23 protein-coding genes and 1 tRNA gene are annotated in these 23,781 nt (G+C 68.6%); 18 read left to right on the plus strand and 6 right to left on the minus strand.

Translation table 11 applies throughout. The annotated features are described in order from the left end of the window. Window positions 1-23: 23 nt before the first annotated feature. A complete protein-coding gene (ychF, locus tag SFB74_RS28725) occupies window positions 24-1,115 on the minus strand; it encodes a redox-regulated ATPase YchF (RefSeq protein WP_093205654.1) in 1,092 nt (363 codons plus the stop codon). 208 nt (window positions 1,116-1,323) lie between these two features. Between ychF and SFB74_RS28730 the strand changes: the two genes are divergently transcribed. The 6 genes from SFB74_RS28730 to rbsD all read left to right on the plus strand — a co-directional run bounded on the left by SFB74_RS28730 (window position 1,324) and on the right by rbsD (window position 7,404). Next, the gene (locus SFB74_RS28730) at window positions 1,324-2,277 is read left to right on the plus strand and encodes a sugar ABC transporter substrate-binding protein (protein WP_432727816.1); all 954 of its coding nucleotides are present in this window, start codon (window positions 1,324-1,326) and stop codon (window positions 2,275-2,277) included. A gap of 38 nt (window positions 2,278-2,315) precedes the next feature. Then, the gene (locus SFB74_RS28735; protein WP_432727817.1) at window positions 2,316-3,917 is read left to right on the plus strand and encodes a sugar ABC transporter ATP-binding protein; all 1,602 of its coding nucleotides are present in this window, start codon (window positions 2,316-2,318) and stop codon (window positions 3,915-3,917) included. Beyond that, window positions 3,914-4,909 (plus strand): ABC transporter permease, encoded by a 996-nt coding sequence (locus tag SFB74_RS28740; RefSeq protein WP_432727818.1) that lies wholly within the window; start codon window positions 3,914-3,916, stop codon window positions 4,907-4,909. The genes SFB74_RS28735 and SFB74_RS28740 overlap by 4 nt, the downstream gene beginning before the upstream one ends. Before the next feature lie 34 nt (window positions 4,910-4,943). Continuing rightward, complete coding sequence (locus SFB74_RS28745; protein ID WP_432727819.1) at window positions 4,944-6,044, plus strand: LacI family DNA-binding transcriptional regulator; 1,101 nt, start codon at window positions 4,944-4,946, stop codon at window positions 6,042-6,044. A gap of 74 nt (window positions 6,045-6,118) precedes the next feature. Then, a complete protein-coding gene (rbsK, locus tag SFB74_RS28750) occupies window positions 6,119-7,015 on the plus strand; it encodes a ribokinase (protein WP_432732014.1) in 897 nt (298 codons plus the stop codon). Next, entirely contained in the window at window positions 7,012-7,404 is a 393-nt protein-coding gene (rbsD, locus tag SFB74_RS28755) for a D-ribose pyranase (protein WP_432727820.1), read from the plus strand. The genes rbsK and rbsD overlap by 4 nt, the downstream gene beginning before the upstream one ends. Window positions 7,405-7,426: 22 nt before the next feature. Here rbsD and SFB74_RS28760 read toward each other — a convergent pair whose 3' ends face one another. Next, complete coding sequence (locus SFB74_RS28760) at window positions 7,427-8,308, minus strand: MOSC domain-containing protein (RefSeq protein WP_432727821.1); 882 nt, start codon at window positions 8,306-8,308, stop codon at window positions 7,427-7,429. Between the two features lie 181 nt (window positions 8,309-8,489). On the opposite strand from SFB74_RS28760, the gene SFB74_RS28765 reads away from it, so the two are divergent. From SFB74_RS28765 to SFB74_RS28775, 3 genes are read left to right on the plus strand one after another with little or no spacing between them, the layout of a single operon-like run. Then, the gene (locus SFB74_RS28765; RefSeq protein ID WP_432727822.1) at window positions 8,490-9,617 is read left to right on the plus strand and encodes an FAD-dependent monooxygenase; all 1,128 of its coding nucleotides are present in this window, start codon (window positions 8,490-8,492) and stop codon (window positions 9,615-9,617) included. Between the two features lie 46 nt (window positions 9,618-9,663). Beyond that, entirely contained in the window at window positions 9,664-10,386 is a 723-nt protein-coding gene (locus SFB74_RS28770) for a DsbC family protein (protein ID WP_432727823.1), read from the plus strand. Beyond that, window positions 10,386-12,212 carry a M61 family metallopeptidase gene (locus SFB74_RS28775; protein WP_432727824.1) on the plus strand — a complete coding sequence of 609 codons (1,827 nt, stop codon included), beginning with the start codon at window positions 10,386-10,388 and terminating at the stop codon, window positions 12,210-12,212. The genes SFB74_RS28770 and SFB74_RS28775 overlap by 1 nt, the downstream gene beginning before the upstream one ends. Here the strand turns inward: SFB74_RS28775 and SFB74_RS28780 are convergent. Continuing rightward, a complete protein-coding gene (locus SFB74_RS28780) occupies window positions 12,209-12,802 on the minus strand; it encodes a DUF2325 domain-containing protein (protein ID WP_432727825.1) in 594 nt (197 codons plus the stop codon). The two genes, SFB74_RS28775 and SFB74_RS28780, sit on opposite strands and share 4 nt — an antisense overlap. Window positions 12,803-12,936: 134 nt before the next feature. On the opposite strand from SFB74_RS28780, the gene SFB74_RS28785 reads away from it, so the two are divergent. After that, a complete protein-coding gene (locus SFB74_RS28785) occupies window positions 12,937-13,716 on the plus strand; it encodes an enoyl-CoA hydratase (RefSeq protein WP_432727826.1) in 780 nt (259 codons plus the stop codon). A gap of 15 nt (window positions 13,717-13,731) precedes the next feature. Here SFB74_RS28785 and SFB74_RS28790 read toward each other — a convergent pair whose 3' ends face one another. Both SFB74_RS28790 and SFB74_RS28795 read right to left on the minus strand, forming a co-directional pair. Continuing rightward, window positions 13,732-15,147, minus strand: a complete 1,416-nt coding sequence (locus tag SFB74_RS28790; RefSeq protein ID WP_432727827.1) for a hypothetical protein — start codon at window positions 15,145-15,147, stop codon at window positions 13,732-13,734. Continuing rightward, window positions 15,144-15,812, minus strand: coding sequence for a sigma-70 family RNA polymerase sigma factor (locus SFB74_RS28795; RefSeq protein ID WP_432727828.1), 669 nt, complete (start codon window positions 15,810-15,812; stop codon window positions 15,144-15,146). Before SFB74_RS28795 ends, SFB74_RS28790 begins: the two co-directional genes overlap by 4 nt. Window positions 15,813-15,948: 136 nt before the next feature. Between SFB74_RS28795 and SFB74_RS28800 the strand changes: the two genes are divergently transcribed. The 6 genes from SFB74_RS28800 (at window position 15,949) to SFB74_RS28825 (ending at window position 20,166) form a co-directional block, all read left to right on the plus strand. Next, on the plus strand, window positions 15,949-17,490 hold the full coding sequence (locus SFB74_RS28800) for a vWA domain-containing protein (protein WP_432727829.1): 1,542 nt from the start codon (window positions 15,949-15,951) through the stop codon (window positions 17,488-17,490). Window positions 17,491-17,545: 55 nt separating this feature from the next. Next, a tRNA-Met gene (locus SFB74_RS28805) sits at window positions 17,546-17,622 on the plus strand. Between the two features lie 103 nt (window positions 17,623-17,725). Next, window positions 17,726-18,127 (plus strand): DUF2946 family protein, encoded by a 402-nt coding sequence (locus SFB74_RS28810; RefSeq protein ID WP_432727830.1) that lies wholly within the window; start codon window positions 17,726-17,728, stop codon window positions 18,125-18,127. A gap of 131 nt (window positions 18,128-18,258) precedes the next feature. Next, window positions 18,259-18,873 carry an SCO family protein gene (locus SFB74_RS28815; protein WP_432727831.1) on the plus strand — a complete coding sequence of 205 codons (615 nt, stop codon included), beginning with the start codon at window positions 18,259-18,261 and terminating at the stop codon, window positions 18,871-18,873. Between the two features lie 33 nt (window positions 18,874-18,906). Further along, window positions 18,907-19,398 (plus strand): copper chaperone PCu(A)C, encoded by a 492-nt coding sequence (locus SFB74_RS28820; RefSeq protein ID WP_432727832.1) that lies wholly within the window; start codon window positions 18,907-18,909, stop codon window positions 19,396-19,398. A 312-nt stretch (window positions 19,399-19,710) separates the two neighbouring features. After that, entirely contained in the window at window positions 19,711-20,166 is a 456-nt protein-coding gene (locus tag SFB74_RS28825) for a hypothetical protein (protein WP_432732015.1), read from the plus strand. 231 nt (window positions 20,167-20,397) lie between these two features. Here SFB74_RS28825 and SFB74_RS28830 read toward each other — a convergent pair whose 3' ends face one another. Continuing rightward, entirely contained in the window at window positions 20,398-22,038 is a 1,641-nt protein-coding gene (locus SFB74_RS28830) for a 3-(methylthio)propionyl-CoA ligase (protein ID WP_432727833.1), read from the minus strand. 121 nt (window positions 22,039-22,159) lie between these two features. Between SFB74_RS28830 and SFB74_RS28835 the strand changes: the two genes are divergently transcribed. Together SFB74_RS28835 and SFB74_RS28840 are read left to right on the plus strand one after the other, a co-directional pair. Continuing rightward, window positions 22,160-22,831, plus strand: a complete 672-nt coding sequence (locus SFB74_RS28835; RefSeq protein WP_432727835.1) for a nitroreductase — start codon at window positions 22,160-22,162, stop codon at window positions 22,829-22,831. Between the two features lie 65 nt (window positions 22,832-22,896). Continuing rightward, window positions 22,897-23,691: a phosphodiesterase gene (locus SFB74_RS28840; protein ID WP_432727836.1), complete on the plus strand. Its 795-nt coding sequence runs from the start codon at window positions 22,897-22,899 to the stop codon at window positions 23,689-23,691. Window positions 23,692-23,781 lie beyond the last annotated feature (90 nt).

Below are 23,781 nucleotides of genomic sequence, written 5' to 3' on the forward strand. Positions count from 1 at the left end.
CGGGGCATTTCACCCGGCGGGTATCAGGAACTGAACAGGAAGTTCATCACGTCGCCATCCTTCACGACGTATTCCTTGCCTTCCGAACGCATCTTCCCCGCGTCCTTCGCGCCCTGCTCGCCCTTGAAGGCGATGTAGTCCTCGAAGGCGATGGTCTGGGCGCGGATGTAGCCCTTCTCGAAGTCGCCGTGGATCACGCCGGCGGCCTGGGGGCCGGTGTCGCCGATGTGAATGGTCCAGGCGCGCACTTCCTTCACGCCGGCGGTGAAGTAGGTCTGCAGGCCCAGCAGCTTGAAGGCCGCGCGGATCAGGCGGTTCAGGCCCGGCTCTTCCTGGCCGATCTCGGCGAGGAACATCTTCTTGTCCTCGTCGTCCATCTCGGCCAGGTCGGCTTCGATCTTGGCGCAGATGGCGACCACGGGCGCGTTCTGCTTGGCGGCGTATTCGCGCAGGCGGTCGAGGTACGGGTTGTTCTCGAAGCCGTCTTCCGCCACGTTGCCGACGAACATCGCGGGCTTGGCGGTGATCAGCGTGAAGCTCTTGACCAGGGGCTGCTCTTCCTTGGTGAACTCGAGCGCGCGCACCGGCGTGTTCTCGTTCAGCGCGGCCTGGCAGCGCTCGAGCAGGCCGACGAGCTTCTGCGCATCCTTGTCGCCGGAGCGGGCCACCTTGGTGTGGCGGTGCAGCGCCTTCTCGACCGTGGCGAGGTCGGCCAAGCACAGCTCGGTCTGGATCACTTCGATGTCGGAGATCGGGTCGACCTTGCCGGCCACGTGCACCACGTTCTCGTCGTCGAAGCAGCGCACCACGTTGACGGTGGCGTCGGTCTCGCGGATGTGGGCCAGGAACTTGTTGCCCAGGCCTTCGCCGGTGCTGGCGCCGGCCACCAGGCCTGCGATGTCGACGAACTCGACGATGGCGGGCACCACGCGCTCGGGCTTGACGATCTCGGCGAGCTGGTCGAGGCGCGGATCGGGCACTTCCACCACGCCCACGTTGGGCTCGATGGTGCAGAAGGGATAGTTTTCCGCCGCGATGCCGGCCTTGGTCAGCGCATTGAAAAGAGTGGATTTACCGACGTTGGGCAGGCCGACGATGCCGCATTGCAAACTCATGGGAGGTCCTCTTGGATAACCGCGGATTTTAGGCGAGCATGGTTTCGCGCCCGCCGGGCAGGTCTTCGGCCAGCATTCGCCCAACCCGGATGCATCAGGGTAAGACCCGACTGGCAAACGTTTGCGCAAACGTTTCCCTCAGTTAACATCGGCGCCCCGGCCAAGACCGGCGCACGTTCCGATCAACCAATCCCAGGAGACATCCACCATGAAGTTCACCCGCCGTACCCTGCAAAGCGCTGCCGCACTGACGCTGCTGGGCGCCATGGCCGGAACGCCCGCCTTCGCTCAGGAAAAGCCAAAGGTCGCGCTGGTCATGAAGTCGCTCGCCAACGAGTTCTTCCGCACCATGGAAGACGGCGCCAAGGCGCACCAGAAGGCCAACGCCTCGAAGTACACGCTGGTGGCCAACGGCATCAAGGACGAGACCGACACCGCCGCGCAGATCAAGATGGTCGAGCAGATGGTGGCGCAGAAGATCAACGCGCTGGTCATCGCTCCGGCCGATTCGAAGGCGCTGGTGCCGGTGGTCAAGGCGGCCATCGACAAGGGCATCCTGGTGGTCAACATCGACAACCAGTTCGACGCCGCAGCGCTGAAGGAAAAGGGCATCCAGGTTCCGTTCGTCGGCCCCGACAACCGTGCCGGCGCCAAGCTGGTGGGCGACGCGCTCGCCAAGGAGCTGAAGTCGGGCGACAAGGTCGGCATCATCGAAGGCGTGTCGACCACCTTCAATGCGCAGCAGCGCACGCTGGGCTACCAGGACGCGATGAAGGCCGCCGGCGTGACGGTGGTGGGCGTGCAGTCCGGCCAGTGGGAAATCGACAAGGGCAACACCGTGGCCGCCGGCATGATGCGCGAGCACCCCGACCTGAAGGCGCTGCTCGCGGGCAACGACAGCATGGCGCTGGGCGCCGTGGCCGCCGTCAAGGCCGCCGGCAAAACCGGCAAGGTGCTGGTGGTGGGCTACGACAACATCGGCGCCATCAAGCCGATGCTGAAGGACGGCCGCGTGCTCGCCACCGCCGACCAGTTCGCCGCCAAGCAGGCCGTCTTCGGCATCGAGACCGCGCTGAAGGCGCTGGCCGAGAACAAGAAGCAGGCCGACATGCCTGCAGAAGTGAAGACCGACGTGGTGCTGGTCACCAAAGACTCCAAGTAAGAAGCCAGAAAGCGCAGACGTTGACCGCATCCGCCGCCATGAACCCATCAACGGCCCTGCCCGTGCTCTCGCTGAGCGCCATGGGCAAGGACTACGCGGCGCCGGTGCTGGACGACGTCTCGCTCGTGCTCAACCCCGGCGAAGTGCTGGCCCTCACGGGCGAGAACGGCGCCGGCAAGAGCACGCTGTCGAAGATCGTCTGCGGCCTGGTGCATCCCACGCGCGGCCAGATGCTGCTCGACGGCAAGCCCTTCGCGCCCACCTCGCGCCGCGACGCCGAGCGCCTGGGCGTGCGCATGGTCATGCAGGAGCTCGGCCTCGTCACCACGCTGTCTGTGGCCGAGAACCTGCTGCTCGACCGCCTGCCCAACAAGACCGGCTGGATCCGCCGCGGCAAGCTGCACGAGTTGGCCGCGCGCCAGCTCGCCAAGATCGGCATGCAGAACATCGACCCGGCAACGCCCGTGGCGCGGCTGGGCATCGGCCAGCAGCAGATGGTGGAGATCGCGCGCAACCTGCAGGACGACACGCGCGTGCTGGTGCTCGACGAGCCCACCGCCATGCTCACCCCGCGCGAAACCTCGCACCTGTTCGAGCAGATCGACCTGCTGAAGGCGCGCGGCGTGGCCATCGTCTACGTGTCGCACCGCCTCGAAGAGCTTCAGCGCATCGCCGACCGCGTGGCGGTGCTGCGCGACGGCCGCCTGGTGGACGTGCGCCCCATGGCCGGCGTGCGCGAATCCGAACTGGTGCAGCGCATGGTCGGCCGCGCGGTGCACGAGCACGAGGGCCGCGACCGCCGCGTGGCGGGCCCGGTGCTGCTGAGCGCGCGCGGCATCGGCCGGGCGCAGGTCGTTCGCGATGTCGACATCGACCTGCACGCGGGCGAAGTCATGGGCCTGGCCGGCCTCGTCGGCTCGGGGCGGACTGAACTGGTGCGCCTGCTGTTCGGCGCCGACCGCGCCGACCGCGGCGAGATCACCCTTTATGAAAACAACCAGCCCGTGCAGCAGGCGCGCAAGGGCTGGCGCTCGCCGATGCAGGCCATCCGCGCCGGCATCGGGCTCGTTACCGAAGACCGCAAGTCGCAGGGCCTGCTGCTGCCGCAGTCGATCCGCGTCAACGCCACGCTGAGCGACCTGGGCGCGATCTCGCACGCCGGCTGGCTGCAGGGCGCCAAAGAGCGCGGCATCGCGCGCAAGCTGGTGGAGCTGCTTCGCATCCGCTCGCGCAGCATCGAACAGCCGGTTTCCACGCTCAGCGGCGGCAACCAGCAGAAGGTGGTTTTCGCGCGCTGGCTGCATCGCGAATGCAAGGTGCTGCTGCTGGACGAACCCACGCGCGGCGTGGACGTGGGGGCGCGCGCCGACCTCTACGCCGAGCTCGACCGGATGACCGACGCCGGCAAGGCCCTGCTGATGGTGTCGAGCGACCTGCGCGAGCTCATGGCCATGTGCGACCGCATCGGCGTGATGAGCGCCGGCCGCCTGGTCGCCGTGTTCGAGCGCGGAGAATGGACCGAGCAGTCGCTGCTGGCCGCGGCATTCAGCGACGCGACGGGACACGCAGCAGCAGCAGCCAATCCGCCGACGGTATCCCCCGTTTCCGATCCGACCCCGGTCACCGCCGACACACCATGAACGCCGCCGCCACCCCGAAAACCAATCCGCCGCCCGCGCCCTCCGCGCTGAAGGGCCAGCTCGGCACCTACCTGGGCCTGACGGTCGTGCTCGTGGGCATGATCGCGCTCTTCGGCTCGCTCAGCGAATACTTCCTGACGCGCGAGACCTTCGTCTCCATCGCCAACGAGATTCCCGCGCTGGCCGTCATGGCGGTCGGCATGACCTTCGTGCTGATCATCGCGGGCATCGATCTCTCGGTGGGCTCGGTGCTGGCACTGAGCGCCGCCGTCACCGCCGCGGCCATCCTCGAGTGGAAGCTCTCGGTGCCGCTGGCCGCCGCGCTCGGCCTGGCCACCGGGCTCGTCTGCGGCACGGTCACCGGCGCGGTGTCGGTGGCCTGGCGGCTGCCGAGCTTCATCGTGTCGCTGGGCATGCTCGAGGCGGTGCGCGGCGGCGCCTACCTCGTGACCGATTCGCGCACGCAGTACGTGGGCGACGCCATCTCGGGCCTCGCGGCGCCGTGGATCGGCGGCATCTCCGCCGCCTTCGTGCTGGCCGTGGTGCTGGTGGTCATCGGGCAGATGGTGCTCACGCGCACCGTGTTCGGCCGCCACGTGGTGGGCATCGGCACCAATGAAGAGGCGATGCGCCTGGCGGGCGTCGATCCGCGCCCGATCCGCATCATCGTGTTCGCCGTCACCGGCCTCCTGGCAGGGCTCGCGGGCCTGATGCAGTCGGCGCGCCTGGAGGCCGCCGACCCGAACGCCGGCGTCGGCATCGAGCTGCAGGTGATCGCGGCCGTGGTCATCGGCGGCACCAGCCTCATGGGCGGGCGCGGCTCGGTGATCAACACCTTCTTCGGCGTGCTGATCATCGCGGTGCTCGAGGCCGGCCTGGCGCAGGTGGGCGCGAGCGAGCCGAGCAAGCGGATCATCACCGGCGCCGTGATCGTGGTGGCGGTCATCATCGACACGCTGCGCCAGCGCCGCGCGGAACGCCGCCTGGCCTGACCGCCCGGCTCACACAGGAACAGGAAGAAAAGCCATGGCCACCATCAAGGACGTCGCGCTGAAGGCGGAGGTGTCGGTCACCACCGTCTCGCACGTGGTCAACGACACCCGCCACGTGAGCGCCAAGGTGCGCGAGCGCGTGGAGCTCGCCATCCGCGAACTGGGCTACGTGCCCAACGCGATGGCGCGCAGCCTGAAGAGCAACACCACTTCGACGCTGGGCATGCTCATTCCCAACAGCTCGAACCCCTACTTCGCCGAGATCGTGCGCATCGTGGAAGACCGTTGCTTCGGCGCCGGCTACACGCTGGTGCTGTGCAACACCGACGACGAGCCCCGCCGCCAGAGCGTGTACCTGCAGGTGCTGGCCGAGCGCCGCATCGACGGGCTGATCGTGGTGTCGACCGGCGAGAGCGGCGACAACGACCTGGCCAAGCAGCTGAACGGCCTGCGCGTGCCGACCGTGCTGGTCGACCGCGAGATCGCCAACCCGGTCTGCGACCTGGTCGAGACCGCGCACATGCAGGGCGGCCTGCTCGCCGTGCGGCACCTGCTGTCGCTGGGCCACAAGCGCATCGCCTGCATCGGCGGACCGGTGGGCGTGATGCCCAGCGAGCAGCGCATCGAAGGCTGGCGCATGGCGCTGGCCGAAGCCGGCGCCACGCCCGATATCGCGAAGGCCGACACGCTGCTGTGGCGCGGCGGCTTCACCAGCCAGGGCGGCTACGAGGCGATGCACGCCATCCTGCGCACCGAGCAGAAGCCCTCGGCCGTCTTCGTCTGCAACGACCTGATGGCCATCGGCGCATTGCGCGCGGCGCACGAAAGCGGCGTGCGCGTGCCTGACGAACTCTCGATCGTCGGCTTCGACGACATCGAACTCTCGGCCTACACCAGCCCCGCGCTCACCACCGTGGCGCAGCCCAAGGAGCGCATCGGCGCACTGGCTGTCGACATGCTGCTGGAGCGCGTGGGCGGCAAGCGCCGCGACGCGCGCAAGGTGGTGCTGCAGCCCGAGCTGTGCGTGCGCGCCTCGACCGCGCGGCACGCGAGCTTTCGCGAAGCCACGGCCCCCGCCACGTCCGCCGCGGCCGAAACGGCCTCCCCGCAAACCCGAAAGTCCCGCACCTCGTGAGCCTGAAGTCTTCCTCCAGCGGCAGCAAGAGCCCCGCCGCCGCACCGCGCATCGTGGTGTTCGGCAGCCTCAACATGGACCTGGTGGTGCGCGTGCCGCATGCGCCGGCCGCGGGCGAAACCCTGCTGGGCCACTCGATCGCCGACATTCCCGGCGGCAAGGGCGCCAACCAGGCCGTGAGCTGCGCGCGCGAAGGCGGCAGCGTGCGGATGATCGGCTGCGTCGGCGACGACGCGCACGGCGCGGCCCTGCGCGCTTCGCTGCAGCGCGACGGCATCGACACCACCGCCCTGCGCACAGTGGCCGGCGAGCCCACCGGCACGGCGCTGATCCTCGTGGAGGACAGCGGCCAGAACCGCATCGTGATGATTCCCGGTGCCAACGCCAGGCTCGAGGCCGACGAGGCCGCGCTGAAGCAGCAGGTGCAGGGCGCCGCATTTCTGGTGGCGCAGTTCGAGACGCCGCTGGAGCAGGTCGCGCGCGCCATCGCGGTGGCGCACAAGGCGGGCTGCAAGGTGCTGCTGAACCCCTCGCCGGTGCAGCCCATCGCCGAGCCGCTGTGGCCGAAGATCGACACGCTGGTAGTCAACGAGATCGAGGCGCAGACGCTGTGCGGCCAGTCGGCCGACAGCCCCGAGGAGGCGGCCCGGGCCGGACAGGCGCTGCGCGCCAGGGGCATCGCGCGCGTGGTCGTCACGCTGGGCTCGCGCGGCGCGGTGGCCGTCGATGCAGACGGCGCGCGGCATCACCCCGCGCCGAAGGTGCAGGCCGTCGACACCACGGCCGCCGGCGACACATTCCTGGGCGCGCTCGCCGTCGCGCTGGGCGAAGGCCAGAGCTTCGACGAGGCCGTGCGCCTGGGCATCCGCGCCGCGGCGCTGTGCATCCAGCAGCCCGGCGCCCAGCCCTCCATTCCGCAGCGCGACGCCGTGCTGCGCAGCCCCATGCCTCCCGACTGGATCAAGCTGTGAAACGCTCTCCCCTGCTGCACGCCGAACTGTCCCACGTGATCGCCTCGCTGGGCCACGGCGACATGCTCGTGCTCGGCGACGCCGGCCTGCCCATTCCGGACGGCCCGCGCCGCATCGACCTCGCGGTGGCACGCGGCGTGCCGCGGCTCGATGATGTGCTGCAGGCAGTGCTGTCGGAAATGCAGGTGGAAGGCATCGTTGTGGCCGACGAGGCGCTGGGCGATGCGAAGAATCTGCCGGGCTGGTATCCGCAATCGCTTGGCATCGAGCCGCAGACGGTGTCGCACGAGGAATTCAAGCGCCGCACCGCGAAAGCGCGCGCCATGGTGCGCACGGGCGAATGCACGCCCTACGCGAACATCATCCTGATAGCCGGAGTGAAGTTCTGAGGCGCCGCCCCGGCGCCGTCGCTCATTCGAACCTGTAGTTCGCGCCCACCGGCTGCCCGACCTTGAGCGTGTGCTCCACGCCCTGGATCACGATGCAGTTCATGCCGAAGGTGATGCCGCCGTCCACGCGCGCATCGGCTCGGTAGGTGCGCAGCGTGTTGCCGACCTCGGGGCTGCTCAGCGCGGTGGCCGGGTCGATGTCGGGAATGGGGCAGCGCGTGCAGGGCTTGACGGGGCGCAGCTCGGCCTCGCCTTCGCCGGTCGTGATGTGCAGCGCGTCGACGCGGTCTTCGTCATGCGACTCGATGCCGGCCAGCACGATGTTCGGGCGGAAGCGCTCGATGCCCACGGCTCCGTGGCCCTGGGCCGCGAGGCGGTCGTTGAGTTCGGCGAGCGAGCCTTCGCTCGCCACCAGCAGCGCGTAGCCGTCGGCGAACTGGGTCTGGGCTTCCACCCCGTCGGTCCATTTCATGCTCGACAGGCGCCGGTGCTCGGGGTCGAAGCGCACGAGGCGCAGGGTCTGCGGTTTGCCGGGCTCCGAGAGGAAATCGCTGAACCACTGCGCGGCGATGTCGCCCATGTCGTAGGCGGCGACCTCGTCCTTCCACACGCGCACCCGCACCGGCTCCTCGACCCGGTCGAAGGCCAGGTGCAGCGCCAGCATGCCGGGCGCGCGCAGCACCACTTCCGTGTGCTTCATTTGCGGCTGGATGAGCGCCATGCGCGGCAGCTGCCGCTGGGTGACGAACTCGCCCTGCTCGTCGACCACCATCCAGGCGCGGTCGAACTCGAGCCCCGTCTCGGTCAGCAGCATTTCGGGGAGCTCCACGCCGGCGCAGGACTTGACGGGGTAGACGAACAGACGCGAGATGGTGGCCTGGAGATCGAAGGCGGGCTGGGACACGGTGGGGTTTCCTTGGAATTCGGCCGAGATTGTCCTGCAGCTTTCGAAAATTCCTGGTTCCTTCCAGGGATACCGCGGAACCGGCTTCGCCGGGCCGCTGGTATCGCCCCCGTGAGGGGGTTGGCGAAGCGACACGAAGTGCGCGTAGCCTGGGGGCGGCCGCAGTCCATACAATCCTTCGATGGCTCTCCCCCCCGAAGTTTGCATTCGCGGCGCCGGCATCGTCGGCCGTACGCTGGCCCTGCTGCTCGCACGCGAGCGCGTGCGCGTCGCGCTGGTAGTGCCGCCGGCCGCGCAGGGCAAGGAAGACATCCGCGCCTACGCGCTCAACACCGCCTCCCGCGCGCTGCTCGAATCGCTGCGTGCCTGGCCCGACGCGGCCCACGCCACCGCCGTGCGCGAGATGCTGGTGCACGGCGACGAAGGCGGCCGGGTGCAGTTCAGCGCCGCGCGCCAGAAGGTCGATGCGCTGGCCTGGATCGTCGACGTGCCCGCGCTCGAACGGCAGCTTGCCGACGCGGTGCGCTTCCAGCCCCTGATCGAAGTCGTGGCCGAGCCCGTGGCTGCGCCGCTCACCGTGGTGTGCGAAGGCAGGACCAGTGCCACGCGCGAAGCGCTTGGCGTGAGCTACGAGGTCACGCGCTATCCGCAGCACGCGATCGCGGCCCGGCTGGAAGCTGCGCAGTCGCACGACGGTATCGCGCGCCAGTGGTTCAACGACAAGGGCGAGGTGCTCGCGCTGCTGCCCCTCGACGGCACGCACGGCAAGACGGTCGCGCTGGTGTGGTCGGCCGACCAGCTGCGCGCGCCCGGACTGCTCGCGCAGGGCGACGAGGAATTCGCCGCCGCCGTCACCGAGGCCAGCCACAACGCGCTCGGCGCGCTCAGGCTCACGAGCGAGCGCGCCGCCTGGCCGCTGGCCCGCGCCATCGCCGACCGCTGGACCGGCGCCATGCCCGGCCAGCCGAACCGCTCATGGGCACTGGCGGGCGATGCAGCCCACACCGTGCACCCGCTGGCCGGACAGGGCCTGAACCTGGGACTGGCCGACGCGGCCGAGCTGGCCGACGTGATCAAGAATCGCGACTACTGGCGCAGCGTTGGCGACGCTCGCCTGCTGCGCCGCTACGAACGCGCCCGCCGCGCCGACGTGCTGCAGATGAGCCTGGCGACCGACGGGCTGCAGCAGCTCTTCGCGCACGACCTGGGCCCGCTGCAGGCATTGCGCAACTGGGGCATGCGCGGCTTCGACCGCACCCGCCTCGTCAAGCACTGGATCACCGCGCAGGCGATGGGCCTGAAGGCCTGACGCCCCACCCTTCGACCGAATACCGACCGAACCGACGGATCTCCCGATGACACTCGTACGCAACCTTCTTCTCGCCGCCTGCACGCTTGGCGCGGTCGTGGCCGCCACCGCAGGCGAAGCCGAGATCCGCAAGAACCTGCCGGCGCGCATTCCGCAATTCCCGGCCATCGACGAGGTGTCGAAGTCGCCGATCCCGGGCGTGTACGAAGTGCGCGTGAACGGCTCGCAGATCTTCTACACCGACGAACAGGGCAACTACCTCTTCCAGGGCAACCTGATCGACGTGAAGGCGCGCAAGAACCTGACCGAGGAACGCGTCGAGAAGCTCAGCGCCGTCGCCTTCGACCAGCTGCCGCTGAAAGACTCGATCAAGATCGTGCGCGGCAACGGCAAGCGCAAGCTCGCGGTGTTCGAAGACCCGAACTGCGGCTACTGCAAGCGCTTCGAGAAGGACATGAAGACGGTCGACAACGTCACCGTGTACCTGTTCCTGTACCCGGTGCTCGGACCCGATTCGAACGTCAAGTCGCGCGACATCTGGTGCAGCAAGGACAAGGGCAAGGCCTGGAGCGACTGGATGGAATCGAGCACCCGCCCGGCCTCCGCGCCCGCGAGCTGCGACGTGACCGCGCTGCAGCGCAACGTCGAGTTCGGCCGCAAGTACAACATCACCGGCACGCCCACGCTGATCTTCAGCGACGGCACGCGCACGCCGGGTGCCATTCCCGCGGAGCAGGTCGAGAAGCAACTCGCGGCTTCGTCCAGCTGATGGCGACGAAGGCTCAAGCGCAGCACGCGGCAGGCGTGCACTACCGCGTCGAATGCGCCGACCCGCACGCGCATCTGTTCGGCGTCACCCTCACCATCGACGCGCCGGCCGCACAGCAGCGCGTGTCGTTGCCGGTGTGGATTCCGGGTAGCTACCTGGTTCGCGAATTCGCGAAGAACCTGCAGGGCCTGCGCGCCGCGCAGGGCCGCCGCAAGCCGGCGCTGACGCAGCTCGACAAGTGCAGCTGGCTCGTCGAATGCACGCCCGGGCAGCCGCTGGTGCTGAACTACCAGGTCTGCGCGTACGACAACTCGGTGCGCACCGCCTGGCTCGATGCCGAGCGCGGCTTCTTCAACGGCACCAGCGTGTGCCTGCGCGTCGAGGGCCAGACCGAGACGCCGCATGCGCTGGAGATCGTTGCCCCCACTCTGGCCGACGACGCCGCGCGCTGGTCGTGCGCCACGGCGCTCGTGCCGCAGAAGGCCGACAAGCACGGCTTCGGCAGCTACCTGGCCTCGGGCTACGACGAGCTGGCCGACAGCCCCGTCGAGATGGGCGCCTTCTGGAGCGCCGACTTCGAGGCCTGCGGCGTGCCGCACCGCTTCGTGGTCGCGGGCGCCGCTGCATCGTTCGACGGCGACAGGCTCGTCGCCGACACCAAGGCCATCTGCGAAGCGGAGATGCGCTTCTGGCACGGCGACAAGGTCGGCAAGCGCGGCGGCCCGAAGCCGCCGATCGACCGCTACGTGTTCATGCTCAACGTGGTCGACGACGGCTACGGCGGCCTCGAGCATCGCCACTCCACCGCGCTGATCTGCAACCGCCGCGACCTGCCGCAGCGCGGCGAGAAGAAGAAGCAGCCCGAGGGCTACACCACGCTGATGGGGCTCATCAGCCACGAGTACTTCCACACCTGGAACGTCAAGCGCATGCGGCCTGCCGAGTTTGCGCGCTACGACTACAGCCAGGAGAACTACACGCAGCTGCTGTGGTTCTTCGAGGGCTTCACCAGCTATTACGACGACCTGTTGCTGCGGCGCGCCGGGCGCATCGACGACGTGGGCTACCTGCGCCTGCTGAACAAGACCATCAACCAGGTCATGCAGACGCCGGGCCGGCTGGTGCAGCCGGTGGCCGACGCGAGCTTCGACGCCTGGGTCAAGTACTACCGCCAGGACGAGCAGACGCCCAACAGCACGGTGAGCTACTACACCAAGGGCGCGCTGGTGGCGCTGTGCTTCGACCTCACGCTGCGCCACGAAGGCAAGGGCTCGCTCGACGACGTGATGCGCCACCTGTGGCGGCAAAGCGGCGGCGGGCCGATCAGCGAGGAAGACATCGCAGCCGCGCTCGAAGCCGTGGGCGGCCGTTCGTACAAGGCGGAACTGGCGCGCTGGGTGCATTCGACGGAAGAACTTCCGCTATCGCTGCTGCTGCGCGCGCACGGCGTGGCCACGCTCGAAGACCCGTCGCAGCAGGCTCAGGCGCTGGGCCTGCGCGTGGCCGAGGCCAACGGGGGCGTGCAGGTGAAAGTGGTGCTGCGCGGCGGCGCCGCGGAAAAGGCCGGCTTCTCGGCGAACGACGAGTGGATCGGCATCGAGCTGCCCGCGGCCGGCAAGAAGGGCCAGCAGCGGCCGGCCCAGGCCTGGCGCATCGCCAAGCTCGACGACCTGTCGCTCTACCTGGGCGATGCGACGAAGTGCACCGCCATCGTGGCGCGCGACCGCAAGCTGATCAGGCTGCCGCTGGTGCTGCCGGCCGGCGCGACCACCTGGCGGCTGTTCTCTCACGACGCCGCCAAAGTGACGAACTGGCTGGCAGGCTAGGCGTTTTCCGCCGCCGCGGCCGGATGCCGCACGAACATCATCGGCTGGGGTTCGCCCACCAGCACGCAGGGCTTGCCGGTACGCCGGCAGTGGTCCTGCACGCGCCAGTAGGCGCCGTGGCTCACACAGCCGGTCTGGCAGATCACGAGGTCGGCCGCGCGCAGGCTGGCTTCGAGCGCGGGGTCATCGTCCGCGTTGTCGCCGCCGTCGTGATGCAGGTAGCGGCCGCCGGCGATCTCCACCAGCTGGCGCGCGAGCGACGTTGGCGCCTCTTTCCCGTGTCCCACGCAAAGCACTGCCTTCTCACGCAGGTCGGCGGGCGGAGGCGGCACGGACGGCTTCAGGTAGCGCTTGCTGCCCGGCGCCAGGAGCGCATGCAGCCGCTTCGGTAGCGCGCTGCCGGCCGATGCGCGGGCGGCGAGCTCTTCGCGCACGATGGCAATGGCCGAATCCCGCGCCACCAGCGCGCCGCGCAGGCGCACGATCTGCGCCTCGAGTCTTTCGACGAGCGCGGCCTGTTCGACCAGCAGGCGCGAGCAACGCTCCTGCACCCGGGCATAGGCCCGCAGCAACACGGCATGTTCTTGCATCGGGAACTCCATGGCGGGCATTCTAGATGAGAGCAATTCTCAATTGGAGCAATTCACCACGGATCACCCCGCCGGCCATGCTGGGTATAGTGAAGCGCGTTTTTCTTCCCCTTTCCCGTTCCCCCGGAGACACCATGAGCTACGAAAACATCGAAGTGCGGACCGAAGCAGGCAAGGTCGGCATCATCACCCTCAACCGCCCCAAGGCCCTGAATGCGCTGAACGACGCGCTCATGACCGAGCTGGGCCACGCGCTCAAGGCCTTCGATGCCGACGACGCCATCGGCTGCATCATCCTCACGGGCAGCGAGCGCGCCTTCGCCGCCGGCGCCGACATCGCCGCGATGGCCAAGTACAGCTTCATCGACACCTACAAGGGCGACTACATCACCCGCAACTGGGAAACCATCCGCTCGATCCGCAAGCCGGTGATCGGCGCGGTGGCCGGCTTCGCGCTGGGCGGCGGCTGCGAGCTGGCGATGATGTGCGACTTCATCATCGCGGCCGACAACGCCAAGTTCGGCCAGCCCGAGATCAAGATCGGCGTGATCCCCGGTGCCGGCGGCACGCAGCGCCTGCCGCGCGCGGTGGGCAAGAGCAAGGCCATGGACATGGTGCTCACCGCACGCATGATGGACGCGGCCGAAGCCGAGCGCGCCGGCCTCGTGAGCCGCGTGGTGCCCTTCGAGAAGCTCGCCGACGAGGCACTGGGCGCGGCGCTGGTGATCTGCGGCTTCTCGCAGATCTCGGTGATCGCGGCGAAGGAATCGGTCAACCGCGCCTTCGAGAGCGGCCTGAGCGACGGCGTGATGTTCGAGCGCCGCCTGTTCCACGCGCTGTTCGCCACGCAGGACCAGAAGGAAGGCATGGACGCCTTCCTGACCAAGCGCCAGCCGGACTTCAAGAACGCCTGACGACGGGCCTGCCCGTCAGCGCTGCAGCAGAGAGCGCAGCGCGTCGAGCGCCTGGGCCGGCGGCGTGCCGACCAGGGCCGCGCCGCCAGGCTGCGGCGTCCAGCGCACCTGGCTGCCGGCGATCTCCAGCACGGCGACCAGCGACTTGCCCCGATAGAGCTCGAGGCGCGCCTCGACAGGCGCGGCCAGCGGCTCGTCGGCCGCCGTGGCCGAGCGCGCCACGGTGCTCACCAGGGCCGGCAGGCCTTCGATGTCGCCACGCTCATGGCGCACGCTCGCGCCGTTGCGCGTGAAGGCGAAGGAAGTCCAGCGGTCCAGCGCGGAGAACGGTGCCACGCTCCGCGGCACGATGGCCTTGGCCGCGGCCGGGCTCGATGGCGCGGGGCGCAGTCCGCCTGTGGCCCCAGCGCTTGCGCCGCCGGAGTTGTCCTGGCTCGCGAGTGCCGAGCTGGAATCCCGTTGTGACTCGCGATACGGTGGTGGAGCCGCACCGGGTGCCGGCGCGATGGCAGGCGCGGGAGCGACCGCCACCGGCGGCAATGCTGGCGCGGCCGCTGCGGGAGCCTCCGCCGCATAGGCACGACGGCGCTGTTCGCCTTCCACATACGCTTCGCGACGCTCGTCCCGCGCGATGGGCGCGGGCTGCGGTGCTGGTGCCGGTGCAGCCTGCCCGGCCACGACCGGAGGCGGCGGAACAGGCGCAATCGATGCAGACGGCGCAGGCGACTCGAGCGGAGCCGGAGGCGTAGCGGGAGCGACAGGCGCGGCGGGCGCCGCCTGCTGAACAGGAGGTGCCGGCTCGGCTTTCCGGGCGGCGTCCGCGCTCGCCATGGTGGCGGCCTCCTTGGCTGCCCTCTTGGTGGACGAATCCACCGAATCGCGCGCAATCCTGGCGCGCCGCTCCGCTTCGGGCGCAGGCGCCACGGGTGCTCTTGCAGGAGCCGGTGCCGCCGCAGCGGGCGCGGCCTGCAGCTCTGCCTGCGGAGCGGCGGCGTCCGCCGAAGGCTGGGCCGGCGCGGGCGCTGCGGGTGGTGGTGGCGCGGCGGCAGGCGCTTGTGCCGGCGCTGGCGCGGTCGCCTCGCCAACGCGCGCCTCGCCATCGAGCCGTGCATCCGGCACGGGCTCCCGATGCCAGAGCACCGTCACGAAAGTTGCAACCAGCACCGTGGCGAACGCGGCGTTCCAGGGCATGCGCGCGTGCGGTTCGCCACCGCCGAACAGGCGGCGCCACCAGGGCGCGGCACTCGCGTTGTTGGCTGCGGGGCCTGCGTCGACCGGCGCGGGCGCGAGGTTGTGCGCCATCTTCAGGATCGCATCGCGCGTGCGCGGATGCGGCGTGGCCTCGCTGTCGGGCGCGTGGTCCAGCGCGCGGCGCAGCGCCGGGTCGCGCAGGTCGTCGTCGAAACCGGAGTTGCCGTTGCCGCCGCTCATATCTGCTTCTCCAGCACCGACAGATAGCGCTCCATGCATCCGCGCAGCTTCTGCAGGCCATAGCGCAGCCTGCTGCGCACGGTCTCGAAGCCGATCTCCAGGCTCGCCGCCAGCGCCTCGACGGTCAGGCCGTCTTCGTGGTGCAGCAGGAACGCGGCGCGCTGCTCGGCCGGGAGTTCGTCGAGACAGGCCAGCAGGCGGCGGCCCGCGGCGCGCCAGAACGCGAGTTCTTCGGCCGATGGATGCGCCGCCGCATCTGCGGCTGCTCCGCGCACGCCGCGTTCCAGCGTGGGCACGGGGTCGCTGTCGTCGTCCGTGTGAGCATCGAGTGCCACTTCGCGCCCGCTCACGCGCAGGCGGTCCATGGCCAGGTTGTGCGCGATGGTGAAGGCCCAGGTGCGCCATGTCGCGCCCTGCGGCGAGAAGCTCTCGCGCGCCGTGATGATCCGCACCCAGGTGTCCTGGAAGACCTCGTCGGCCTGCGCGGCGAGCCGCGCGCCCAGCAGCCGCTTGACGAAGCGGAACAGCCCGCCCTCGTGGCGCGCGTAGAGCACGTCGAACGCGGCGGCATCGCCCTGCGCGTAGGCCAGCATCAGCTGATCGTCGGGCATGGCCTGGCGCTCGGGGGCGTTCTTGGCTGAAGGGGCGCGGGGAAGCGCGGACATCGGAGGATTTTCACCCGAGCTTGTACGGGCGAAGAGGCGCACCGGGGTTCGAGGCGGCAAAAAAACTCACGACTGACTAACCCCGAAGGCGCAAGCGGGCCGTATCAGCCAGCACCCAACCACCCGGAGTGCCTCCATGACCCAGCCTTTCGTCCCCCGGTTTCGCCGCCCGCTCGTCGTGCTGCTGTGCGCCCAACTGCTGCTGAGCACCAGCGGCGCCACGGAAATGCCCGCAATCGGAAGCTCCGTGCGCTGGCCGACGCCCGCGCCCGACAGCCGCACGCTGCCGACGCAGACCTTGCCGAACTTCGAGGCGCCCTCCGCCACGAACTGCGCACGGCCGGTGCGCACCTACGAGACGCCGGGCATGCCGCGCGTTTCCGGCGCGCGGGAGGAACGCAGGTACGCCGAGACATCGAAGGAATACAGGGCGAGCCCTGCCGTCGTGCCTTCGCCCACGGCACCGAAGCCGATGGCGGCGCCGGCGGCCAGGTCGGCACTGGCTGGAGCCGCTGCCGCCGATGCCATCGCGGAGGCACCGCCGGCTTCGGCTGCGCCCGTTGCGCCAGGCGCGCCCCCACCCACGGCCCGCGCGTCAGGTGAACTTCAAGCGCCTGTGCAGGCGCAGCGCCCGGCCAACGAACCCGTCACCGCCGGCATGGTCGACGACAACGCCGACTTCGGCGAATACCTGGCCTTCCACGGCCGCACGCAGGTCCCGCACCGCGAGCGCGACATCAGCGCGCGCTACCTGCTGCAGGTGCGCGACGCACGCGGCGCGGTCGTGCCCGATGCCGAAGTGGCGGTGCAGGCCGCGAACGGCGCCGCGATGTGGGCCCGCACCGATGCGGGCGGCCGCGCATGGCTGCATCCGAACGCCTTCGACAAGGCGCAGAGCGCCGTCTATGAAGTCACCGTGCGCAAGAACGGCCGCCTGGGCACGGCCTTCCTGCAGCGCGGCCAGAAGAACGCGGTCGACGTGGTGCTGGGCGGCAAGCCGGGCGCCATACCGCCGCGCGCCAGGCTCGACCTGGTCTTCCTGATCGACGCCACCGGCTCGATGGACGACGAGATCGCCAAGCTCAAGAGCACTCTGCGCACCATCGCCGACCAGGTCGCAAGGCTGCCCAGCCGCCCCGACACCTGCTTCGGCCTCGTGGCCTATCGCGACCGAGGCGACGAATTCCTCGTGCGCCGCCACGACTTCACCAACGACCTCGACGGCTTCCAGCGTGTGCTCGACGCACTGCGCGCAGCGGGCGGCGGCGACTACCCCGAGGCAATGAACGAGGCGCTGAACGAAACCGTCCACAAGCTCAGTTGGCGCGGCAACGACACCACCCGCCTCGTGGTGCTGCTGGCCGATGCGCCGCCGCACCTCGACTACGGCGGCCCACAGTACGACGACGACATGGTCGCCGCGCTCGGCAAGGGCATCAAGGTGTTCAGCGTGGGCGCATCGGGGCTGGACAAGCAGGGCGAATACATCCAGCGCCAGATCGCGCAGTACACCGGCGGGCGCTTCGTGTTCCTGACCTACAGGGAAGCGACGCAACCGGCGAGCGGCCCGGGAACGCAGACGGTGCACGACGTCGGCAACTACTCGGTGCAGACGCTGGACAAGCTGATCGTGCGGCTCGTTTCCGAAGAATTGGGCAAGTTGCCGTCGGGTAGTTGAGCAACGCCTTCGGCGTGGGCTATAATCGCGGGCTCGGTGTGCAACACCACCGAACGGCTCTTTAGCTCAGTCGGTTAGAGCGATGGAATCATAATCCACAGGTCCGCGGTTCGAGTCCGTGAAGAGCCACCAATAAAACAGAAAAGCCTTGTGAGTCAACGACTTACAAGGCTTTTTTCTTTGCCTGACGGGGTCGGGAGCAAGCCCGATGAAGGCTGGCCGATAATCCGGACCGATGCCCGCGTCTTCTTTCCAGGCCACCCCCAACCGCCCCGGCACGGGATTGCGGCGCCCGGGCGCGGGCCTGATCCGCTGGGCGCTACTGTGGTTTGCGCTGTCGCTCGGCGTGGCCATCGCCTCCCCGCTCGTGCATCCGCAGACGGTGGAGCTGGTCTGCTCGAACGCCGGATCGGTCAAGGTCATCGTCCACACCGACGACGGCGCGCAGGAGATGGGCGCGGGCCACATGGATTGCCCGCTGTGCGTGCTCAACGGCGCCCCGCCCGCGACGAGGCCCGTTGTCGATCTGCCGACGCTCGCGCCCCTGGCTCGCGTTGCGCAGCCTGTTGCGTCCGCGCACATTGCCGCGGTCACCGCCGCGCCGCTGCCGGCGCGCGGACCTCCCTCGCTCGCCTGAGGCTTCTTCCCCAGTTCCCGCACGCGTGATGCCGCGGCGCGCCTCTGCACGAGGCCCGTCGCTCATCCAACGCATGCGCTTCTGCAACGAATCCATCGGCGCCCCGACAGGCGCCGGAGCGAGTCCCTTCAATGACCAGAAAAGAATCCAGCCACCCGACGCGGCGACGCCTGCTGCTCACCGGCAGCGCCATCGCCGCGCTCGCAACCCTTGCGGCCTGCGACAAGGTGTTGCCGGTCAGCTTCAACGGCGTCGACATCACCGGCGCCAACTATGCGCAGGACTTCCGCCTGAGCGACGCGGACGGCCGCGAACGCACGCTCGCCGACTTCAAGGGCAAGGCCGTGATGATGTTCTTCGGCTTCACCCAATGCCCCGACGTCTGCCCCACCGCCCTCGTGCGCGCAGCGGAAATAAAGAAGCTGCTCGGCGCCGACGGCGATCGCCTGCAGGTGATCTTCGTCACCGTCGACCCCGAGCGCGATTCGCCCGTCGTGCTCAAGGCCTACACGCAGGCCTTCGACCCGAGCTTCATCGGCCTGTACGGCGACATGGAGCGAACCAGCCAGACCGCGAAGGACTTCAAGGTGTTCTACCGGAAGGTGCCCACCGGCTCCTCGTACACCATGGACCACTCGGCCTTCAGCTACGTCTTCGACCCCAAGGGCAAGATCCGCATCGTGCTGCGCCACGAACAGAGTGCGCAGGAGTGCGCCGACGACCTGCGCAAGATCCTGCAGGCCTGACTTTCATCATTCCAACCCAAGGAGATCTTGATCATGAAGAACCGTATCGCACACATCCTCGCCATCACCAGTGCAGCCTTGCTGCTCACCGCGAACGCCGCGAACGCGCAGGTCACCGTCAAGGACGCGTGGGTGCGCGCCACCGTGCCGCAGCAGAAGGCCACCGGCGCGTTCATGCAGATCAGTGCTGCACAAGACACGAAGCTGGTCTCGGCCAGTTCACCCGTCACGCCCGTGGTCGAAGTGCACGAGATGGCCATGCAGGACAACGTGATGCGCATGCGCCAGATCCCCGCGCTCGACCTGCCCGCAGGCAAGACCGTCGAGCTCAAGCCCGGCGGCTATCACGTGATGCTGCTCGACCTCAAGCAGCAGGTGAAGGAAGGCGACACCGTGCCCCTCACGCTCACCTTCGAGGGCAAGGACGGCAAGCGCGAGACGGTCGAGGTGAAGGCGCCGGTGCGGGCGCTGAATGCTTCGGCGCAACCGGGGCAACCGGCGGGGCATGGCGGTCACAAGCACTGAGTTCGCCAGTACCGCCGGCCAGCGGCACTTCAGGACTGGCCGGAGGGAATACCCTTTTTCGGTGATGGCGCTCGCCCCCGGACCTCACAAGAATTGTTGACAAATATTCACAATCCATCCCCTCCCCGGCCGGCTCCATCGTGAGCCGGATTCACCGGGGCGCATGAGTTGTCCAGGGAGCCGGGGGGCGTTCTCGCCTTTTCTGCTCCGGCTGGGCGGCATGGCGCGGCATCGACGGCCGAGGGAGGTGATCACAGGGGTCCTTCAGTGCCGCTCAGATACCTTCTCCATCTGGAGCATGCTCGATTGCCGATGCACGTGACCGACGCGCAGGACGTGCGGCGCGTCTCCGTCCTGAAGGCCACAGGCCTCATCGAGGCCGCCATCGATCCGGCATTCGACACAGGCCTCGGCAGCTACAGGCTGGCACAGGCCGCGCTGGTGGTCTGCATCACCGAGGAAGGGCATGCCGAGATCGACAAGCTGCGCGGCGGTCGCGGCAGCGTCGGTGCGGCATCGGGAAAAGCGAAGACGGGCCTCGAGCCGCTGGACTACCTGCGCACCATAGAACGTTCGGCCTTCCCCCTTCGGGTGGAGGACCCGCAGGAGATCGGCTGCGTCGGGGTGCTGAAGCAGGCCGGGTTCGTCGATGCGGCCATAAGCCCCGAACTCGCCTGGAAGGACACCGACGGATCGCCGCAGGAGCTGGCGGTGATCCGCCGCATCACGCCGTTCGGACGGGCGCAACTTGCGCGGGGCACCAAGTAGTTTCGCGGTGTCGGGAAGATCACGAATGAGCAGGCACGCGCCGCGCCCTCCGGTTTGTATACATTCGCGCCCGCATTGGGCCTTTGGACTACCCGCCGCAAGGCCGCCGATGCGGCTGCCTATTCAAGAGGCAACGTGGTGGGAAGCCACGCCAGTTCTAGCTCTGCCTCCCTACCTCCACCCACAACTCACAGAGTTGTCCACAGAAAATTCGAACAAGTCACTGAACTGTCAAAGAGATGTCGTCGCAACGTAACCTTTGAACTGTTCGCGCAGCTTTGTCTTCAGCAGCTTGCCGGTGGCTGTATGCGGCAGGCTGTCGACGAAGACCACGTCTTCCGGTAGCCACCATTTCACGACGCGCTCCGCGAGGAATGTGAGCAGTTCCTCGCGCGTGGCTTCCATGCCTGCACGCTTGACCACGATGAGCAGCGGACGCTCCTGCCACTTCGGATGCGCGATGCCGATCACCGCCGCCTCGGCCACCGCGGGGTGCAGGCTCGCCGCGTTCTCGAGATCGATGGACGAGATCCACTCGCCGCCCGACTTGATGACGTCCTTCGCGCGATCGACCAGTTGCACGTAGCCGTCCTCGTCGATGTTGGCGACGTCGCCCGTCGGAAAGAACCCTTCCGCATCGAGCACCGGCCCGCCCTCGCTCTTGAAGTAACCGCTCGCGATCCACGGCCCGCGCACGTGCAGGTGGCCGAAGGCCTTGCCGTCGTGCGGCAGGCGCTGGCCGTCCTCGCCGACGATCTTCAGCTCCACGCCCCACACGCCGCGGCCCTGGCGCATCTTCACGCGCATCTGTTCTTCCTTCGGCATCGACAGGTGCTTGGGCAGCAGGTTGCCGATCACGCCAATGGGGCTGGTCTCGGTCATGCCCCAGCCCTGCACGAAGTCGGCGCCGAAGTCGCGCTCGAAGCGCTCGATCATGCTGCGCGGCGTGGCGGCGCCGCCCACGCCGATGCGCTTGAGGCCGATGGCGCGCGTGTCGATCTCGGGATGCGCATCGAAGTACTGGAACAGCATCAGCCAGATGGTCGGCACGGCCTGCGAGAAGCCGACCTTCTCGTCGCGCATCAGCTCGTACAGGCTCTGGCCGTCCATGTGCGGACCGGGCATGACCAGCTTCATGCCGGTCATCGCCGCCGCATACGGCATGCCCCATGCGTTGGCGTGGAACATCGGCACCGCGAGCAGCAGCGTCATCTGCGAGTTGACGCCGAAGGTGTCTGGCGCGCATTCCATCAGCGAGTGCAGCACGGTGGAGCGATGCGAATACAGCACGCCCTTCGGGTTGCCCGTGGTGCCCGAGGTGTAGCAGAGCGACGAGGCGGTGCGCTCGTCGAACTCGGGCCAGTCGTACTGCTCGCTTTGCGAACCGACGAGCTCGTCGAAGCACAGCAGGTTGGGCACGTCGATGGCCGGCATGTGCGCACGATCGGTCATCGCGATGAAGGCGCGCACCGACTTCAGCGCGGGCGCGAGCTTCTCGACCAGCGGCGCGAAGGTGGTGTCGAAGAACAGCACCTTGTCCTCGGCGTGATTGACGATGTAGTCGATCTGCTCAGGAAAGAGCCGCGGGTTCACGGTGTGCAGCACCGCGCCCGAACCCGACACGCCGAAGTACAGCGCCAGGTGCCGCCAGGTGTTCCAAGCGAGCGTGCCCACGCGGTCGCCGGATTCGATGCCGAGCGTCTTCAGCGCATTGGCCACCTGCTTGGAGTGGCGCTGTATCTGCGCGTAGTTGGTGCGATGCACCGGCCCCTCCACGGTGCGGCCCACGACTTCGGCATGCGGGTGGAAGTTGGCCGCGTAGTCGATGAGCGACGAGATCAGCAGCGGGCGGTCTTGCATCAATCCGAACATGTCTTGTCTCCTGTACGCTGGGCGGATGCTAGGCAGCGGCCATGCTCCGCGGCATCGTCGGAAGAGACGATTGAGGCCATCCGAGGGTTGCCCCTAGCATCGGCCTCGAGAGGACTTTTGCATGAACGTTCAGGACGCCATCGCCACCCGCCGCTCGGTGCGCGATTTTCTAGACACGCCGGTGCCCGGCGACGTCATCCGCCGGGTGCTCGAACAGGCGTTGCGAGCGCCCTCCGGCGGCAACCTGCAGCCCTGGCACCTGCACGTGGTGGGCGGAGAGAAGCTCGCCGAACTCAAGGCGATCATGCGCACGCGCGTGCACGAGGCGCCCGCCGGCGAAGGCAGCGAGTACGACATCTATCCGCGCGAGCTGGTCGCGCCCTACCGCGACCGCCGCTTCGCCGTGGGCGAGGCCATGTACGCACGACTGGGCATTCCGCGCGAGGACAAGGCGGCGCGCCGCGAATGGTTCGCGCGCAACTACCAGTTCTTCGGCGCGCCGCTCGCTCTCTTTTGCAGCGTCGACCGCCGCATGGGCCCGCCGCAGTGGTCCGACCTGGGCATGGTGCTGCAGAACGTGATGCTGCTGCTGCGCGCCGAGGGGCTGGACAGCTGCCCGCAGGAATGCTGGGCGATCTACCCGCAGACCATCGGCAGCTTCATCGGACTGCCGCCGGAGCGAATGCTCTTCACCGGCATGTCCATCGGCCATGCCGACCGCAGCCGCCCGCTCGACGCGCTGGTGACCGAGCGCGCGCCGTTGTCGGAAGTGGCGGAGTTCGTCGGCATCTGAGCTTCGGGCCCCGCTGCGGAACGGATCGTGCTTGCCTTCGTGGCGACAGCAACACGAGACACCGCATGCTCATCGCACAGATCTCCGACCCGCACATCCGCCCCGCAGGCCAGCTCTACCAGGGCGTGGCCGACTCGAACCGCATGTTCGAGCAAGCCATCGACCACATCCACGCACTCGACCGCCGCCCCGACCTCGTGCTGCTGACGGGCGACCTCGTCGACGAAGGCCACCCCGAGGAATACGCGCAGGCGCGGCGACTGCTCGCAAAGCTGGAGATCGCGTACCTCGTGATTCCCGGCAACCACGACCACCGCGAGAACTTCCGCGCGGCCTTCGCCGACCAAGGCCACCTGCCGGCCGAGGGCGCTCTGCACTACTGCATCGACGAGCACCCGGTGCGCATCGTGGCGCTCGACTCGTGCATTCCCGGCCTCCACCACGGCGGTATCGACGCGCAGGGCCTCGCGTGGCTGCGGCGCACGCTGGAGGCCGACCGAAGCAAGCCGACGCTGCTGATGCTGCACCACCCGCCCTTCGTCAGCGGCATTCCCTACATGGACGCCTATCGCTGCATGGACACGGCGCCGCTCGAAGCCATCGTGCGCGGCGCTCCCAACATCGAGCTCGTGCTGTGCGGCCATGTGCACCGCGCCATGCTGCGACGCTGGGCGGGCACCGTCGTGTGCGCCTGCCCGAGCAGCACGACCGAGATCGCGCTGCGGCTGGACCCCGGCGCGGCGCCGGCCTCGTACATGGGCAGGCCGGGCTGCATGCTGCATTTGTGTAGCGAAGCGCATGGCATGGTGAGCCACGTCAGCCACATCGGGGCGATGGAAGGGCCGTTTCCGTTCGCCTGAGCAAGCCGGCGTTCGGGCGCTCAGGATCTCTTCAGGCAATGCGGACAGAATCCGCCCGGGTTCCGCCAGGAACGCCGCGGTCATGAGAAA

Origin of the sequence: Variovorax xiamenensis (genome assembly GCF_050916385.1) — a bacterium.
Classification (GTDB): domain Bacteria; phylum Pseudomonadota; class Gammaproteobacteria; order Burkholderiales; family Burkholderiaceae_C; genus Variovorax.